At 39.7% G+C, this 17,181-nt stretch carries 14 protein-coding genes and 3 pseudogenes; 2 read left to right on the plus strand and 15 right to left on the minus strand.

The features are described 5' to 3' along the window. Nucleotides 1–28: 28 nt before the first annotated feature. From JCM17102_RS11585 to JCM17102_RS11605, 5 genes and pseudogenes are all read right to left on the minus strand, one after another. A pseudogene (locus tag JCM17102_RS11585) lies at nucleotides 29–307 on the minus strand (GTPase ObgE); the annotation flags it as partial. A gap of 20 nt (nucleotides 308–327) precedes the next feature. Further along, on the minus strand, nucleotides 328–897 hold the full coding sequence (locus JCM17102_RS11590; protein WP_025075236.1) for an adenylate kinase: 570 nt from the start codon (nucleotides 895–897) through the stop codon (nucleotides 328–330). Nucleotides 898–930: 33 nt separating this feature from the next. After that, nucleotides 931–1,467: a hypoxanthine phosphoribosyltransferase gene (gene hpt / locus JCM17102_RS11595; RefSeq protein WP_025075237.1), complete on the minus strand. Its 537-nt coding sequence runs from the start codon at nucleotides 1,465–1,467 to the stop codon at nucleotides 931–933. A 40-nt stretch (nucleotides 1,468–1,507) separates the two neighbouring features. Further along, nucleotides 1,508–3,052 carry a peptide MFS transporter gene (locus JCM17102_RS11600; RefSeq protein WP_025075238.1) on the minus strand — a complete coding sequence of 515 codons (1,545 nt, stop codon included), beginning with the start codon at nucleotides 3,050–3,052 and terminating at the stop codon, nucleotides 1,508–1,510. 184 nt (nucleotides 3,053–3,236) lie between these two features. Continuing rightward, complete coding sequence (locus tag JCM17102_RS11605) at nucleotides 3,237–3,461, minus strand: winged helix-turn-helix domain-containing protein (RefSeq protein ID WP_136498394.1); 225 nt, start codon at nucleotides 3,459–3,461, stop codon at nucleotides 3,237–3,239. A gap of 292 nt (nucleotides 3,462–3,753) precedes the next feature. On the opposite strand from JCM17102_RS11605, the gene JCM17102_RS11610 reads away from it, so the two are divergent. Beyond that, a complete protein-coding gene (locus JCM17102_RS11610; RefSeq protein WP_025075240.1) occupies nucleotides 3,754–5,265 on the plus strand; it encodes a bifunctional ADP-dependent NAD(P)H-hydrate dehydratase/NAD(P)H-hydrate epimerase in 1,512 nt (503 codons plus the stop codon). A gap of 72 nt (nucleotides 5,266–5,337) precedes the next feature. Then, nucleotides 5,338–6,402 carry a DUF4831 family protein gene (locus JCM17102_RS11615; protein WP_025075241.1) on the plus strand — a complete coding sequence of 355 codons (1,065 nt, stop codon included), beginning with the start codon at nucleotides 5,338–5,340 and terminating at the stop codon, nucleotides 6,400–6,402. Nucleotides 6,403–6,677: 275 nt separating this feature from the next. On the opposite strand, the gene JCM17102_RS11620 is transcribed toward JCM17102_RS11615, so the two are convergent. From JCM17102_RS11620 to JCM17102_RS27370, 10 genes and pseudogenes are all read right to left on the minus strand, one after another. Next, the gene (locus tag JCM17102_RS11620) at nucleotides 6,678–7,043 is read right to left on the minus strand and encodes a PqqD family protein (protein WP_025075242.1); all 366 of its coding nucleotides are present in this window, start codon (nucleotides 7,041–7,043) and stop codon (nucleotides 6,678–6,680) included. 107 nt (nucleotides 7,044–7,150) lie between these two features. Beyond that, nucleotides 7,151–8,539, minus strand: a complete 1,389-nt coding sequence (locus JCM17102_RS11625) for an MFS transporter (RefSeq protein WP_025075243.1) — start codon at nucleotides 8,537–8,539, stop codon at nucleotides 7,151–7,153. A gap of 245 nt (nucleotides 8,540–8,784) precedes the next feature. Continuing rightward, the gene (gene secG, locus JCM17102_RS11630; RefSeq protein WP_025075244.1) at nucleotides 8,785–9,183 is read right to left on the minus strand and encodes a preprotein translocase subunit SecG; all 399 of its coding nucleotides are present in this window, start codon (nucleotides 9,181–9,183) and stop codon (nucleotides 8,785–8,787) included. A gap of 6 nt (nucleotides 9,184–9,189) precedes the next feature. Beyond that, nucleotides 9,190–9,948, minus strand: a complete 759-nt coding sequence (locus JCM17102_RS11635; RefSeq protein WP_025075245.1) for a DUF8458 domain-containing protein — start codon at nucleotides 9,946–9,948, stop codon at nucleotides 9,190–9,192. Nucleotides 9,949–9,952: 4 nt separating this feature from the next. After that, the gene (gene lptE, locus JCM17102_RS11640) at nucleotides 9,953–10,480 is read right to left on the minus strand and encodes an LPS assembly lipoprotein LptE (RefSeq protein ID WP_025075246.1); all 528 of its coding nucleotides are present in this window, start codon (nucleotides 10,478–10,480) and stop codon (nucleotides 9,953–9,955) included. Further along, a pseudogene (locus JCM17102_RS27365) lies at nucleotides 10,467–11,689 on the minus strand (sigma-54 interaction domain-containing protein). Before JCM17102_RS27365 ends, lptE begins: the two are co-directional and overlap by 14 nt. A 7-nt stretch (nucleotides 11,690–11,696) precedes the next feature. Further along, nucleotides 11,697–12,791 carry a 4-hydroxythreonine-4-phosphate dehydrogenase PdxA gene (gene pdxA / locus JCM17102_RS11650; protein WP_025075247.1) on the minus strand — a complete coding sequence of 365 codons (1,095 nt, stop codon included), beginning with the start codon at nucleotides 12,789–12,791 and terminating at the stop codon, nucleotides 11,697–11,699. 4 nt (nucleotides 12,792–12,795) lie between these two features. Beyond that, complete coding sequence (locus tag JCM17102_RS11655; RefSeq protein WP_025075248.1) at nucleotides 12,796–13,806, minus strand: DUF4837 family protein; 1,011 nt, start codon at nucleotides 13,804–13,806, stop codon at nucleotides 12,796–12,798. Nucleotides 13,807–13,851: 45 nt separating this feature from the next. Next, complete coding sequence (rlmN, locus tag JCM17102_RS11660; protein ID WP_025075249.1) at nucleotides 13,852–14,886, minus strand: dual-specificity RNA methyltransferase RlmN; 1,035 nt, start codon at nucleotides 14,884–14,886, stop codon at nucleotides 13,852–13,854. 140 nt (nucleotides 14,887–15,026) lie between these two features. Next, nucleotides 15,027–17,164 (minus strand): annotated as a pseudogene (locus JCM17102_RS27370) (peptidylprolyl isomerase). Between the last annotated feature and the right edge of the window lie 17 nt (nucleotides 17,165–17,181).

Here is a 17,181-nt window from a genome sequence, read left to right on the forward strand (position 1 = left end):
TTCGTCATTAACTAACTACCGTCCGCAGTACTTCAATTACTTTATCCGCACCGTCTTTTCCGAAACTACGATTCTTACTTCCCGATTCTCCATGACCAGCCATTGCATGACGGTCGAATTTCAAGTGAAGCAATGTCCAATAGTTACGATTACCGCGCAAGATGATATGACCTCCTCTTCCGCCATCGCCCCCGTCGGGACCTCCGTTAGGACAATATTTCTCGCGCCTCATGTGCGTAGAGCCTCTTCCGCCCTTACCGGAGCGGCAGTATATCTTTACGTAATCAACAAAATTCGATTCAGCCATATTGTTTCTATTCCTTTTAATTAAATGTTATCTACTACTTTGCAGATATCAGCAAAAATACCATCCATCGTACCTAAACCGTTGATATGCTGATATTTTTTTTCTCCTTTATACCAATCGATCAGCGGAGCAGTCTGTGAATGATAAACAGTCAGACGTTTCTTAATTGTTTCTTCATTATCGTCAGCACGACCGGAATCTTTACCACGTTTGATCAAACGAGTCATCAATTCATCTTCCGGAACTTCCAGATCCAGCATAACAGAAACATCCTGTCCTCTTTCCACCAGCATCTTCTTCAATGCTTCTGCCTGTGCAATTGTTCTTGGAAAACCGTCGAAAATTACACCTTTACTATCTTTAAAGCTATCAAATACGCTTGCCAAAATATCAATCATCAATTCGTCAGGAATCAATTGCCCCTGATCGATATAACCTTTAGCAGTTTTGCCCAGTTCCGTACCATTCTTAATTTCTGCACGCAATACATCTCCTGTTGAGATGTGATTAATTCCATACTTCTCTACAATACGTTCACTCTGTGTTCCTTTTCCAGAACCCGGAGCACCGAAAATTACAATGTTCAACATCTTTTCTTCCTAAAATTTAATTTGTATTTGATTTTAATCTATCACAGTATAAATATCGGGATAATTACGCCCGAAACCGTCATAATCCAATCCGTAGCCCACGATAAAGTCGTTAGGTATCTCCATCGCTACATATTCAATATTCAAATCTACTTTCAGTTTGTCTGGCTTTACCAACAGAGAAGCAATATGAATGGCTTCAGGATTACGTGTCCCCAATGTTTCCAGCAATCGTTGCATAGTAAGTCCCGTATCTACAATATCTTCCACGATAACGACCGTACGTCCGGCAATGTCTTCATTCAGACCTATTACTTCTTTTATCTTTCCCGTAGAAGTCACTCCCTGATAAGAAGCCAGCTTAACAAATGAAATTTCGCAAGGAATTGTGATATGTTTCAGCAAGTCGGCAGTAAACATAAACGAACCGTTCAACACACTAAGAAAGAGCGGATTCTTACCAGCTAAATCACAATTAATTTCGTTCGCTACCCGAATCACTTCTTTCTGAATATCCTGTTCTTTAATTGAAACAGCAAATTGTTTATCTTTTATCTGAATGGTATTCATAACCGGTTATTTTAAAAAAGTTGAGGCAAAAGTACAATTTTTATTCCACTCCATGCATCATCTTCTGTAATTTCTTCGAAAGGAGAAACAGAATCAGGGATGCAACACCAGACATTACTACGAACACCATAAAGAAATCGTACATGCTGGCAATCTGAAAACCAAGGATTGATTTTACCTTTCCATCTTCGGGGTAAAGTCCGCTTAACATACCTGCAAACTTATTGGCAGTGGCTGTAGAAAGATACCAGATACCCATCATCAGGGAGGCAAAACGCAACGGACTGAGTCGATTGACCATCGAAAGCCCTATAGGAGATAATGCCAATTCACCCATTGTATGAATAAAATAAAGACCTGTCAGCCAAATCATACTAACTTTCACACCGGGAATCGCATCCTTCACACCAAAACAAATAAAGAGATATCCTAATGAAAGAAGAAGCAATCCGATCGCTTGTTTGGTCGGAGAAGATGGCTCCATTTTACGTTTATTCAGAAAATTCCATATTTCCGGCATAATATAAGCCAACAATACAACAAAAAGCGGATTGAAGGATTGGAACCAGGAAGCGGGCATTTCCCAACCTAATATATCACGATTGGTTTGTTCGGCTGCAAAAAGGGTCAGAGAAGCACCGGCCTGTTCGTAAGCAGCCCAGAAGAATATAACAAAGAAAGCTACAATATAAATCACAAAAATACGACTGCGTTCAATTTTTGTCAATGAACCATCCAACAGAATAAGGATAGGGAATACAATACAAGCGGTAAAAATACCGATACTTACCCAATCTCCGCTAAAAGCATAGCTGAAGAAAACCAATAGGAAGGCTGTCAGCAGAGTGATGATAATACCATTACACCACATGGTTGCCGAATTCATCTTCGGGTGTGAAATGTGTTCAGCTTTATCTTCTTTCTTTTCACGTTTTGCGTCAGGAATTATACCAATAGGTTCTCCGGAAGGACTGAAAAGATATTTGTTCTTCTGAGTTTCAAAAAGGATTACTGTGAATAGTGTCATAATGCCGGATGCAAAAAATCCCCATTTGAAATCCTGTGGGTTTCCGGTTTCTCCCAAATATCCACAGATTAAAGGGGCCGCAAAAGAACCGACGTTTACTCCCATATAAAAGATGGTATAAGCAGCATCGAGACGTTTATCTCCCGGTTCATAAAGTTGTCCGACAAGGGAAGAAACGGTAGGTTTGAAACAACCATTACCTAATATAAGGAAGCCAAGTCCTCCATACATTAACCAATGTGCGAGTTGAGTATTATCCAATGTAGAGGCACTCATAAACATCATGAATTGTCCGACTGCCATCATCACTGCTCCCCAAAATACCGAACGACGAATACCCCAATATTTATCGGCAATATAACCACCTATCAAAGGAGTCAGATAAACTAATCCGGTATAGCTACCATAGATAGATGCGGCAGCTTCTTTATCAAACATTAAAGCTTGCGTTAAGAAAAGAATGAAAATGGCACGCATACCGTAATAACTGAAACGTTCTGCCGTACTTGTCGCAAAAATAAGATAAAGGCCTTTCGGATGCCCTTTCAATGCACTCATAAATATAAATGTTAGTAGTTTACGAGTTGCAAAGGTATAAAAAATAGATTAAACAGCTCATAAAAGCGAATTCATATGAAAAGATAAAGATCAAAACGTAGTAAATTCCATGCATCCACCTAATTAAGTTTTCGACAGTGTAAATAATCGAGTGGACACTAACCTTCATGCAAACAGAAGCATTTTAACCAAATGTAAATTCTACATCCTCAATACATGCAAAAAGCATTTCATCTTTTTTCCGAAGAAAGATTTTGTTTTCCCTAGCCAACCAACCAATAGCCAGAGCTACATCTTCAAATGTCAAACCTAAGTCGCGACATAAGTCAAACATAGATAGTTCACCTTTTTCATTTAAAATACGCCATACTTTTCCAGCATTTACACCAATTTTAGTTTTCTCCATCATGCAAACTTTAAAAGATTAAACAATATATTTATAATCAAGATTGTAAGCATAGGGAAATAATATTATTTTATACTATCACAAAGATAATATTTTTGCGCAGAATAACAAATAATCAGCCTTTTCACATTCAAATAATATTAAAAAGGAGGATATGTAAATACTGGTACAATGACTAATCAGTAAATGAGTAGTAAATAGCAACTCATTTTTCTTTGTGCTATCTTTATCAATAAAAGGATTAATTCAGAGTTTTTGTGTAAATTTGTAGGTCGAAAACCTAAAGAACATTACAATGAAAATATTTCCAAGCAGTAGTATTAAAAGACTGGACGCTTATACCATTGAGAACGAACCGATTGCCTCAATAGATTTGATGGAACGTGCCGCAAAAGCACTTACTAAAGCCATTGCCCAAAGATGGGATACAGAAATACCTGTCACTGTCTTTGCAGGTCCGGGAAACAATGGTGGTGATGCACTTGCCGTAGCTCGTATGATGGCTGAGAAAGGATATGAAGTTGAGGTATTTCTCTTCAACACAAAAGGAGAACTTTCTCCTGACTGCCAAACGAACAAAGAGTTGGTAGAAATGATGGAAGAAGTGAAATTCCATGAGATCAGTACACAATTTGTTCCTCCGACATTAACTTCCCGACATTTGGTAATCGATGGTTTGTTCGGTTCCGGACTGAATAAACCTCTCAGCGGAGGATTCGCTGCCGTTGTGAAATATATCAATTCTTCACCAGCTACTATCTTATCGATTGACGTTCCTTCGGGATTGATGTGCGAAGAAAATACATTTAATGTCAAAGCACACATTATCCATGCTGATGTTACTTTTAGTTTGCAATTTCCAAAATTAGCATTCCTCTTTGCCGAAAATACTGAATTTGTAGGTGAATGGGATATTTTGGATATTCAATTGAGTCAAAAAGGTATCGAAGAGACTGAAACGAACTATGAGATGTTGGAGGTCGAAGAGATTCGTTCTTTGATCAAACCACGAAAACAATTTGCTCATAAAGGAAACTTCGGACATGCTCTGCTCATAGCAGGTTCTAAAGGAATGGGAGGAGCATCTGTATTGGCAGCACGTGCTTGTCTTCGTTCAGGAGTGGGATTGCTCACTGTACACGCACCGTTCTGCAATAACGATATCCTGCAAACCTCCATTCCTGAAGCAATAGTAGAAAACGATACTAATGATACTTGTTTCGCTATACCAACCGATACGGACGACTACCAAGCTGTAGGCATTGGTCCGGGACTTGGACGAAGTAGTGAAACCGAGGCTGCTTTACTGGAACAATTAGAACATTGCCAATCACCCGTAGTACTGGATGCAGATGCACTAAATATTTTAGCCAATCATCACCATACGCTTACTCATCTCCCTAAAGGCTCTATCTTGACTCCACATCCCAAAGAGTTAGAACGTCTGGTCGGAAAATGCCAGGATTCCTACGAACGACTAATGAAAGCTTGTGAACTGGCACGCACCGCAAAAGTACATATCATTCTAAAAGGTGCTTACTCCGCTATTATCGCTCCCGAAGGTAAATGCTATTTCAATCCGACCGGAAATCCGGGAATGGCAACCGGAGGTAGTGGCGATGTACTCACCGGAGTGGTATTAGCGTTACTCGCTCAGGGGTATTCTGCAGAAGAAGCTGCCAAAATAGGCACTTACATCCATGGCCTGGCAGGAGATTTTGCACAAAAGAAACAGGGTATGATTGGACTTATAGCAAGTGACATTATTTCCTGTCTTCCTACCGCCTGGAGATTGGTAAGCGAATAAAAGTTAAGAACTTACAGATTTATAAATAACTTCATTAACTTTGTTTTCAGAATCAGCAAAAAATAACCGAATATGAAGAAATTAATAATAGCAACCGGACTATTAATAGCAACTACCGCTTATGCACAGACTGAAGTACTGACAGGTGTCACGCGGGGAAAAGATTATGGAGTAGTGTATACCCTCCCAAAAACACAGATTGAACTTGAAATTAAAGCAAATAAAATAAGATATACTCCGGGTGAATTCAGCAAATATGCCAATCGCTATTTACGTTTGAATAACGTTTCTACTGATCCTGAAGAATATTGGGAGCTTACGAGTGTAAAAATTACTCCGATAGGTGTACCCAACGGTGATGCGACCTATTTTGTTAAACTGAAAGACAAAACCGTAGCTCCCCTAATAGAATTAACAGAGAACGGAGTTATAAAATCAATAAACGTTCCTTATACAAAAAGTAATACTCCCAAAGCGCATGGAGTAACTCCTACCATACCCAATAAAATAAACCCTCGTGATTTTCTCACAGAAGAAATCCTGATCGCAAGCTCCACTGCTAAGATGGCAGAATTGGTAGCCAAAGAAATTTATAATATTCGCGAAAGTAAGAATGCCTTATTAAGAGGACAAGCTGATAATACACCTTCGGATGGCGCACAACTGAAAATCATGATTGACAATCTGAATGCACAGGAGGAAGCTATGACCGAGATGTTTGCCGGAACTCGTGATAAGGAAGAAAAAACATTCACTATCCGTTTGACTCCTGATAAAGAGTTAGAAAATGCAGTTGCTTTCCGCTTCTCTAAAAAACTGGGTGTAGTTAGTAATGACGATTTAGCCGGAGTTCCCTATTATATCAATCTGAAAGATTTGAAAACGGTAAAAATGCCGCAAGAAGACGAAAAGAAGAAAAAAGATTTGGATGGAATTGCTTACAACGTACCGGGACAAGCATTGGTAACCCTGACTGATGGCAAAAAGAAACTTTACGAAAGTGAAATCCCAGTTACCCAATTTGGAATTATAGAATATCTGGCTCCTGTTCTATTCAACAAGAACTCAACCATCAAAGTATATTTCGATCCAAATACCGGTGGTCTGCTCAAAGTAGAAAGAGAAGAAAATAAATAACTCCCTTAAATAAATAAGGCGATGGTATGAGGTGGATTTGTATTTGACATGATACGGCGGATTAAGCTTAACAAAGAAGCTTCCCGTATACGACGAGAACGTGCTAGTGAAAGAGTACAGCGTATACATTCCGCTGAGAGTCACTATCCACACCGGATACTACTCCTGAAGAAATGGAGAAGATTATTCACCAATCTGAAGAAAAGAAAGAGAAAGACGAAAGTTACTTTAAATGGGAAGGTTCCATCATTCTTGGAGCACTGATTGTACTCGCCTTAGTTACTTGGAGTATTTTCCTCATTTATAATTAACTTGATGAACCCATCTTTCTGTAACTGAGAAAGATAAACAGATACACGAGACTCGTAGCCCGCTTCATGATGAAAGTGGTCTGCGAGTTTTTCTATAATATCCTGAACCGTTCGCTTATTGTCTATCAACTCCCAGACAGCCGTTCCATGTTCTTCCAAACGTACATGAATCTCCTTTGACATTCCTTTAGGAACCAGATAACGGTTCATCCACGAACGTTTGAAACGGGGAAAGGAGAGAATCACCTCCTCTCCTTCCTTCACCGCTGTAATATGCTTACTACGACAGGGAATAACCTCTAACAGGTTTATTTTCTTTTTCTCCGCCATTATTTTATCTTTTTTGTTGTCCGCACCTTTACTTAACGTGATTTCGAAAGCACATTATCAGACAACTGACATCAAACTCTTTTTGTATTGGATATAGAAATAAAATATTATTTCTTGATATTAGGTTCTTCCAGTCCATAACCTTTCTTCCGGTTTTCTGCTTTCAACAGCAAAGCAACAATCAAAGCCAGTACACCGAAAACAGCAAAAATGGTCATAGGCAATGTGTAATCATAAGTTTGTGCACCTTCTACAACCGGACCTTTACAATATGAATTAAGCACCCACCCAATCAACAAAGGTACACCCATCAATCCCCAATTCTGCACCCAGAAAATTAAGGCATAAGCTGTACCCAACTGTTTTTCCGGAATAATCTTAGGAACAGAAGGCCACATTGCAGAAGGAACTAAAGAAAATGCAAATCCCAATATAATCATAATCACAGTAGCAAACCACCATACATTCAATATAGGAAGAGCAAACATAGTATGTACAAAAATCAACATAATGGAACCAATTACCATCAAAGTAGCACCCTTACCAATGCGGTCATATAATGAACCGAACAAAGGAGTCAGCACAATAGCACCAATTGGCAACAATCCAGGAATGGTTCCTGCCAACTTCGGATCCACATTATATTTCTGTACCATCAAATCAGCCGCATACTTAATAAACGGGAATACTGCAGAATAGAACAATACACACAACAGAGCAATCAACCAAAAACCTTTGTTAGTGATAATATATACAATATCTTTCATGCGGAACGGTTCTTCCGGTTCCAAGCCTTCTGCATCCAACGAAGCATCTAGTTTCCTGTCGTAGAAAGTATATATAAAGAAAGCGATAGTTCCTACACAAAGCATTACCAGACAAAACAAAATAGGAGCAGGAATATTAGTATGGAAAGTTCCGGTCTCGTCTGTAGTACCGAAGAAATCTGCCAAAGGAACAGTCAACACCATAGCCAACGTCGTACCGATACGCGCAGTAGCCATTTCAAGCCCCATAGCAAGAGCCATTTCTTTTCCTTTAAACCATTTCACTATAATCTTAGAAACTGTAATACCTGCAATTTCCACTCCCACGCCAAAGACAGCATATCCAATGGCAGCAAGTGTTACCTGCATCTTAAATCCGAAAAGCATCGAACCTTCAGGAAATGTGGTTGATACCGCATAATATTTTAGTCCACAGCCAAATACCATCAACAAACATGCTCCCATTCCTGTGAAACGGACACCCATCTTATCTAGAATGATACCGCCAAAAATCAGCATTAATAAAAAGACATTGAACCATCCATAGGCACTCGTAAAGAAGCCATAGTCCAAACTATCCCATAACAGTTCTTTCTCCAACATGGGTTTTAAAGGTGACATGACGTCGGTAAGGAAGTAGCCGCACAACATTGTAAAAGCGACCAATGCAAGAACACTCCAACGTAACATAGCGGAGTCATTCAATTTTTGTTTCAATTGTTCTGTCATTGTTATATTTCAATAAGTATTAATAATCAGATTACGGGCAACAAAGGTAGTTAAATATCGTTTGTTTTCCTCACAAAGTGTTTGTTTTTACAGGAAAAAGTTAAGCGCAGAATCCATGAATAACCCGGATATTGATTTACTCCGAGTACTTCATTCAATCTGCGCTTAAAAAGAGAGTGATGCAGTAGCATTCTTCCGCATCCTCAAAATAGATTTAACCGAATAATACCGAATCTTACCGAATGTTATTCTGCTGCCGAAGCAGGAGTTTCAGCAGGTGCCGGAGTTTCTGTGGCAGGTGCAGATTCTGTGGAAGCAGCATCTGTCTTAGGAGCGGCAGTACCGGTAGGCATGTTATACGGGTTGGTTTGTTGTTCTTTCTGTGCTTGTTCCATTACTGCATCTTGTGTTTTAGATTTATCAGAAGGAACTACATAAGCAGTCGCAATGCTCATTACAACCATAAAAGCAGCTAAGCCCCAAGTTGCCTTTTCCAGAAAGTCAGTAGTCTTGCGCACGCCCATGATAGCGTTTGATGAAGAAAATCCGGAAGCAAGTCCGCCTCCTTTTGAGTTCTGAATCAGCACAATGAAGCACATCAATACGGCTGCAATAACCATTAAGATAACGAATAATAAGTACATTTTGAGTTATTTTGAATTAGCGTTAATAATCAATTTCTCCAAAAATCTGATTTGGTCTGCAAAGTAAGCATTTTTTTTTGGATATTTCAAACTTAATTTTTTAATTATTTCAAGTGCTTTTGAATATCGTTGCTGTTTTACATAAATTTTTGCCAATGTTTCTGTAAAACAGCTATCATCTTCCTCTTCACTATCAAGAGGCTCTTCCGAAGGGGTAACAGACACTACATCCTCTTCCTTTAAAGGTTTCATACATAATACAGATTCACATTCACTTTTCTCAATAAAGCCATCAATGAGTTCATGTCCTATTAATGGAGGAGTCGTTTCTGGCGATTCACTTACTACGGTTGTATCTTCCAAGAGATAAGATGTATAGTCAATAGAATAATCGAAACTTGTCTGGTTGGTCACTTCTTCTGGGGCTGTTGAAAGGAAAGCGTCGATCAAAGCTAATGTACGGTCTACAGATGGCTCTTCTTCTAATACTTCAGTTAAAGCGACGTCCTTATCCTTAGCTTGGATAGTAAAACGTTCACCCTCAATCAAATGAAACAACTTGCGCCGGTCAGAAATATAAAGGACCGCCTTTCGAAGTTCAGCACCGAAATTAATATCATGGAGAATATATAAATTCTTTAGATACAACAAACGGAGCGACTGAAAATACGGATAACGTGCGAGCATATTACGTAGCTCATACAACGTATCCCTATTCAGCGTCTCAGGATGCTGAATCCATTGTTCAATATTAACAGAAGTCATTAAATTACCAGTTTGCTACAGTTGCATTAAATATTTGGTCGGTTATCTCTTTCGTCATTTCAGCAATCAATCCGTCCTGCACCGCCGTCAGCAGTTGAGTGGAAGAATAGGTACGGAAAGCTGAGAATTGTTGTTCAAAGTCCTCAGCATGATTGGTATTATTAACAAAGCGAACATTCACTGTGATGGTCAGCTTCGTCTCCGAAGAGTACCCATCGGCAGATACTGCTTGATTGTATTGATTGTAACCTGTTATTTCTCCATCGATCTGCAAGTCTGCATTTTGATTCGGTTTCAGTAACTGCAAACGTGTTTGACGAATAAATATATCTTTCAAATCCTCATTAAACTTGGTTGCTAACGGAGCATACACATATTCCGACTTAATCGGAAAATCGGCAATCGAAATGGTTTTTACCTTATCATAATTGATAGAGGAACCATTAAACTTATAGGAAACAGTACACGCAATCACTACTACCGGTAATACGAATACTAGCACAACACGTGATATCTTCTTAATCCAATCCATATTCTTTTATTTTTCTGTAAAGGGTACGCTCGGATATATTCAAATCCTTTGCTGCGCTCTTCCGCTTTCCATGATGCTTTTCAAGAGCCTTGCGTATCATTTCTTTTTCAACTTCATCCAACGACAAGGACTCTTCCACATACTCCTCGGTGTCTTGAATATCATCATCTTCATCTTTACAAACAGTAGCCTGTACCGGGTGAATGATAGCAGGAACAGATGGTTGATGTGCAGTCACTACGGGAGTAGAAACAATCTGCCCACCTGCTCTGCCCGTTCAGCCATCATATTATGTACCATCTTTTTCAGTTCCGCCACTTCCTGACGCATATCAAAGAGAACGGAATAAAGTATTTCCCGCTCGCTTTCAAAACTTTTACTTTCACGCGTATCCAATAAAGCCGGTAGGCGTTGCATATTCTGCTGAGGAAGATACGTATGTAAGATATTCGCCGTAATTTCTCGGTTAGTCTCAATGATAGAAATTTGCTCGGTAATATTCTTCAACTGACGTACATTTCCTGGCCAAGGATAGGCAAGTAATACTTGTTTAGCATCATCCGTCAGCTGAATAGCCGGCATACGGTATTTCTCTGCAAAGTCGGCGGCAAACTTACGGAATAGCAAGAGTACATCGTCTCCCCGCTCACGCAAAGGAGGTATCTGAATAGGTACTGTATTTAAACGATAATATAAATCTTCCCGAAAACGCCCTTGAGCAATCGCCTGTGATAGATTTACATTAGTAGCCGCCACAATGCGTACATCCGTTTTCTGTACTTTAGACGAGCCAACCTTGATAAATTCACCACTTTCCAAAACACGTAGCAAACGGGCCTGTGTAGGCAACGGCAACTCTCCGACTTCATCCAGAAAGATTGTCCCCCCATCAGCCTCGCCAAAATATCCTTTCCGCTCACCAATTGCCCCTGTAAATGCTCCCTTCTCGTGCCCAAATAACTCAGAATCAATAGTCCCTTCCGGTATAGCTCCACAATTGACAGCAATATACTGCCCATGTTTCCGCCGGCTGTATTGATGAATAATCTGTGGAAAGCTTTCCTTTCCCACACCACTTTCTCCGGTAATCAGCACAGACAAATCGGTAGGCGCTACCTGTATGGCAACATCAATGGCTCGTGACAACGTTTCGGTATTACCAATAATACCGAAACGTTGTTTCACTTGTTGTATCTCCGCTTTTGTCATTGCTTGCTTAATCTTCGTCTACTGTATCCAGTTTTAGTTTATCACTATCATCTCGTTTCTCATAATATTGTTTCCGCAACGGATTTACACGAGCTGCTTTTTCACGCTGGCGATTGCGAAATACATCAATTGCCACATAGATAGCTTGGCGAAAAGAATCCTCGCTAGCCAATCCTTTGCCTGCAATATCATAAGCTGTACCATGTGCCGGAGAAGTTCGGACAACCGGCAAACCTGCAGTATAGTTCACTCCATCATCCATTGCCAAAGCTTTGAACGGAGCCAGTCCCTGATCATGATACATCGCCAGAATTCCGTCAAAGTGAGTATAATTGCCAGATCCCATAAAGCCATCAGCAGCATAAGGACCATAACAAAGAATTCCTTTTTCCTCCATTTCCTTCAATGCAGGAATAATCATTTCTTGTTCTTCCATACCCAGCAGACCGCCATCACCCGCATGAGGATTCAATGCCAACACAGCAATACGGGGAGCACCAATACCAAAATCTTGTTTCAAACAACGATGAAAAATCATCAATTTCTCCTCAATTAATTCTTTTGTGATGGTAGTAGCAATCTCCCTTACCGGAATATGAGTTGTAACCAATGCCATACGAAAATCTCCTTTCATTAGGATCATCAGTGATTTATTACCTTCGCCCAGACGTTCCTCTATATATTCAGTATGTCCAGGAAAAGAGAACTCTTCCGATTGAATCGTATGTTTATTTATCGGAGCCGTAACAATCACGTCAATCAACCCCTCACGATATTCCTCAATAGCACGTTCCAAAGCACCTAATGCTGCTTTACCCGCTTCTGAATCAGGTTTAGAAAACTCAACTTTTACTTCGTCATCGGTGCAGTTCACTACACTCAGACGATTGTAAGAAGCCTCAGAAGCCGAGTTTATAATACTAAAATTAGTCGGCAAATCCAAAGACTTGCGATGATAGGCAGCCACTTTAGGCGAACCATATATAATCGGAGTACACAACTCCAGCATGGTAGGATCAGAGAATGCTTTCAAGATCACCTCATAGCCTACCCCATTGATATCTCCTTGGGTAATGCCGATTTTTATTTTGTTATCTTCCATGTTTTTATTTTTTAGTTTTCTCCGCTTCCCTAGTCTCTCCCAATGGTATTTGTGATTCCTTCACTTCTCCCGGAAGTTTCAGTGTATACAAAGAAGCCTCTACCTGGCGGAGTAAATTACGTTTCATTTTTTCGGGTGAATATACAAATACTTCTGCTACAACAACTCGATGGTTCTTTTCATCTACACGTGAATGTGATACAAACGGACCACCCATAAAGTCACCTTCCATACGCCACAATCCACGTGCCTCCAATGCATACTTATCATGTACCCGAATCGGACGGACACTTGTACGCAAAGAATCTGTAGACATATATACACCTTCCTTAAATCCAGGAATATTAGCTTTCATGAAAGAGTCACGTTTATGCACAAAATATTCCTTAGTAAAAGTATCCTTATCCGTATAAGGATATGAGTATATTACAAAATTCTGGTCAGCCGCACCTTTGTTGGTAGAAGCCCAGAAGAAATCCTTTCCTGTCTTATAATTAGCTAACTCCGAAGGAATCCATATATCAGCACCAAACAAACTATCCACTCTAGCAGAAATATAGTTATTGTGTTTTTTCTCTAACGAAATAATCTGGCGATTCATCTCAGCACGAGTAAAGAAGTCGATTATAACCTGTTTATTCTCAGTTACAAATTTCTCGAACTCCTCTTCATTCGGGGCCTGAATGGTCAGAATCAGCTGCGGAGAAGCATAAACATCTTTTGCGAATTTGAAGGATCCTTTCGTAAAAGTATCTTTAATATCTACAATGATAATATTACGAACCAACTTTAACGTAGAATTATAATCTTTCGATGAAGTATACATAATCCGGAAAGAAGATTCCGGCTGTGGCAAACCAGGCATTTCGGAGTCAAGCACATCATGTAAGGCTCTTCCTGCAGCACGCTCCCATACACCGGGATCTACAACAACTAGAAGTTCATACGGACGACCACTGGAAGTATGATTTCCTCCCATGCCACATGAGGCAAATACGAAGGCCATTAAAGCCATGCTCAAATAAAAAAGTACTTTTTCATGATGATCGGTTTTTATAAATTAACTTTTGTTATTTTCCTCCTGTTTCGCTGTCGATAACATGCCACAAGCAGCAAAGATATCTTCTCCTCTTGAAGCGCGAATCGTTGTAAACAATCCATGTGAAGTGAGATAATCACGAAAACGAGTCATCGTTTCCATATCAGTCCCTTCTAAGTTTACTCCCGGAATAGCATGAAAGCGAATCAAGTTAATTCGGCAATCCAATCCACGAAGCAATTTCAATAGTTCCTTAGCATATACTTGCGAATCATTGAGTCCTTTAAAAACAATGTATTCAAACGAAAGTCTACGCTGTTTACTAAAATCATAGTTTTTTAACAGTTCCACAATCTCGGTTATTGAGAAAGCTCTCTCTGCTGGCATTAACTCTGAACGCTGTGCCGATAGCGGAGAATGCAGACTGATAGCAAGATGGCAATTACTTTCTTCTACAAATCGCTGCAATCCTTTTCGCAAACCAATCGTAGATACGGTAATGCGTTTCGGACTCCATGCATATCCGTAAGGAGCAGTCATGATTTCCAATGCTTTTAATACTTCATCCAGATTGTCGAGCGGTTCGCCCATCCCCATCAAAACAACATTTGTCAGTTTGTCTCTTTCGGGCAATGAATGAATCTGATTGATAATCTGGTTGGCAACCAGATTAGCCGTATAGCCCTGTTTTCCGGTCATACAGAACTTACAATTCATCTTACAGCCTACTTGAGAAGAGACACAAAGTGTTGCTCGGTCATCATCAGGAATATAAACCGCTTCCACAAAATTACTTTCTCCAACGCGGTAAAGATACTTCACTGTACCATCCACCGAACGCATTTCATCCACAGGAGTATATGCTCCTACCTCATAGTTCTCCTTTAGTAACTCCCGACATTTCAACGACAAGTTCGTCATTTCATCAATTGAAGTCACTTTTTTATCATATAGCCACGATGCAATCTGTTTGGCAGCAAAACTTGGCATACCCAGTTTTTTTGCCATCGACTGTAGCTCTATGAGAGTCATTCCTAAGAGAGGATATTTAAGCATTTTTCTTTCAGTTCATAGTTTATATTTGCAAATGTAAGGAAATAAAGTCGATTTACGTATAGTGTGGATGTAAAAGTTAGCAAAAAAGGTCGTTCCCAGAAGAGGAACGACCTTTTAAAGTTATCGTTTTACAATTAATTTTAGAAGAACAGGTAACGAGTATCTTTCACATTTGCTTTCAGATACAAGTCATTCATCAAACGACCAGCAAGGCGTTCGTGCATTGAAGTTTGTTTAGCTTCTTCCTCTTTTGCATCAAATGTTTCGTTCAATTTATCCTTCGCATACATTTGCAATACATATACTCCAGCATTGCCCTTAATAGGAGCACTCAATTTATTCATCTCAGCAACAGATGCATAAGCACCCACCAACGGTTCATGCTACGCAAAGCCGCTACATAAGCAGGAGCGCCAAACGTAACCATCTTCAAAGAATCGCTAACTGCACCATTCATAGCCTTATACTGATCCAAAGAAACCGCATTGGCAGCTTTCATGTCAGCTATAATCTTTTCAGCTTTCTTATCTTTGATGATCTCAGCTCTCAACTGATCCTGTACTTGTTTCAAAGAACGGTATCCTTCCGGAGTAATGCCAACCAGACCTACTACAAGCATATGATCACTTTCACCACATTCATACAGCCCTGACACTTCACCCGGTTTCGCTTTATCAAACACCCATCTCAAAGCCTCTTTAGTACCTCTTACGCCTCCGATAGCATGTTCATAGCTATATAGGTTTTCCCTGTCAAGCAACTTATATCCGGCTTCTTCTGCATTAGCTACCATCTTCTCTACTGTAGGATTAGCAGCAATAAACTGGCTGAAATCATTATAAGCGCGGTTGTATGTATCCTTACTGAATTCTACTTCACGTTTGATAACAGCAACTTTATATTTGTCTTTTACAGCTTTCTTGTTAGTCACCTGAAGAATAACATTTGCCTGACCCATAGGTAGGTTGGTCAATTCATTTACATTTGCGTTGGTAATAGTTGTGATAAATTTCAGGTTATCACCATCAATCTGTGCACCTTCGTACTGTGCAGAAGTCAGCCAGCTAGTATCACCATTCTGACCATATTTCTTAGCTAACTCTACGAAATCAGCACCACCTTTAATTGCATTGTAGATACTGTCAGCTAATGTTTTTGTTTTATCAACATCTTCTGCAAATACTTGAATCTGACGGAACTCGATAGAGTCAGGAGCAGCAGTTTTAGCAACTAATTTAAAAGAATTGATTGTATTATCAGCTCCATTATAATAAGGCCCGTAAATAGAGCCTACAGAAACTGAGTCCAAACGAGCGACAACATCTGCCGGGAAGGCAGTCTTATTATAGAACAAGTCTACATAAGGAGCTTCAGAACCAATCGAGCGAATGAAAGAAGTATAGTCTTCCGCAGTAGCCAGTTGTGCTGTAGCTTCATCTACTTCTTTCTGAATAGCAGCTCTATCTTCTGCACTTGCAGTTACCTGTACATCGATATATTTAATATCGCGGGCTTCCTGATATTGTTTAAATTGCTCTTTCTTCTTATTATAAAGGTCTTTCAATTCAGACTCAGATACAGTCAATGTGGAATCTACTACTGTAGAATAAGGAACAGCAGCCATCAATAAGTCGTACTGATTTACTCTTGCATCGAAAGCATCCTGAGCTTCTACAGGGTTAGAAATAAGAGACTTCGTAATTAATGCCTGATATTTCTGTGCCAAACGGCTTTGGATCAATGTCTTTTCAATGAAGCTCCAATATTTATACATATTATTATATTGTTCAACATATTGAGGCGGCATTTGACTTTCATTCATCTTAGAGTATTCTACTAAAAATTTATTCAGCATATCCTTGTCAAAGCGACCCGTTTGTGGGTTGCGGAAAGGAGTCTGTTGCAACAAAGGATTAGTACCTGTGTTCAGAATGTCTTGAATTTCAGCAATAGAAACAGTCAATCCCAGTTTGCCAGCTTCTTTTTCAATCAGTTTATTGTTTACATAAGAATTCCATACTTCGTCGCGCACCTGACTGGTTTGTTCATCATTCAGAGAATTCAATCCACGTGAAAGCTTTAACACTTCGGTATATTCTTCGACTAAAGATTGAAACTCCTGAGCAGTAAGAGCATCTCCGTTCACCTCACCTACGTCATGCGTCTGATGCGGCTGTAGCACCTTCCATGCGTCACCCGCAATGAAGGCAAACAGCGCCAAGCCGATAACAATCACCAATAGAGGTCCTTTCGACCTGATGTTTTGTAATGTTGCCATTTTGATTAATACAATTT

The organism is Bacteroides faecichinchillae JCM 17102 (assembly GCF_000614145.1).
Taxonomy (GTDB): Bacteria; Bacteroidota; Bacteroidia; order Bacteroidales; family Bacteroidaceae; genus Bacteroides; species Bacteroides faecichinchillae.

Coding starts and splice junctions, on each gene's coding strand:
- JCM17102_RS11600 (WP_025075238.1), bottom strand. CDS start 3,052: ATGAGTGCATTGAAAGGGCATCCGAAAGGCCTTTATCTTATTTTTGCG.
- JCM17102_RS11615 (WP_025075241.1), top strand. CDS start 5,338: ATGAAGAAATTAATAATAGCAACCGGACTATTAATAGCAACTACCGCT.
- lptE (WP_025075246.1), bottom strand. CDS start 10,480: ATGGATTGGATTAAGAAGATATCACGTGTTGTGCTAGTATTCGTATTA.
- JCM17102_RS11610 (WP_025075240.1), top strand. CDS start 3,754: ATGAAAATATTTCCAAGCAGTAGTATTAAAAGACTGGACGCTTATACC.
- JCM17102_RS11635 (WP_025075245.1), bottom strand. CDS start 9,948: ATGACTTCTGTTAATATTGAACAATGGATTCAGCATCCTGAGACGCTG.
- rlmN (WP_025075249.1), bottom strand. CDS start 14,886: ATGCTTAAATATCCTCTCTTAGGAATGACTCTCATAGAGCTACAGTCG.
- secG (WP_025075244.1), bottom strand. CDS start 9,183: ATGTACTTATTATTCGTTATCTTAATGGTTATTGCAGCCGTATTGATG.
- JCM17102_RS11605 (WP_136498394.1), bottom strand. CDS start 3,461: ATGATGGAGAAAACTAAAATTGGTGTAAATGCTGGAAAAGTATGGCGT.
- pdxA (WP_025075247.1), bottom strand. CDS start 12,791: ATGGAAGATAACAAAATAAAAATCGGCATTACCCAAGGAGATATCAAT.
- hpt (WP_025075237.1), bottom strand. CDS start 1,467: ATGAATACCATTCAGATAAAAGATAAACAATTTGCTGTTTCAATTAAA.
- JCM17102_RS11625 (WP_025075243.1), bottom strand. CDS start 8,539: ATGACAGAACAATTGAAACAAAAATTGAATGACTCCGCTATGTTACGT.
- JCM17102_RS11655 (WP_025075248.1), bottom strand. CDS start 13,806: ATGGCTTTAATGGCCTTCGTATTTGCCTCATGTGGCATGGGAGGAAAT.
- JCM17102_RS11620 (WP_025075242.1), bottom strand. CDS start 7,043: ATGGCGGAGAAAAAGAAAATAAACCTGTTAGAGGTTATTCCCTGTCGT.
- JCM17102_RS11590 (WP_025075236.1), bottom strand. CDS start 897: ATGTTGAACATTGTAATTTTCGGTGCTCCGGGTTCTGGAAAAGGAACA.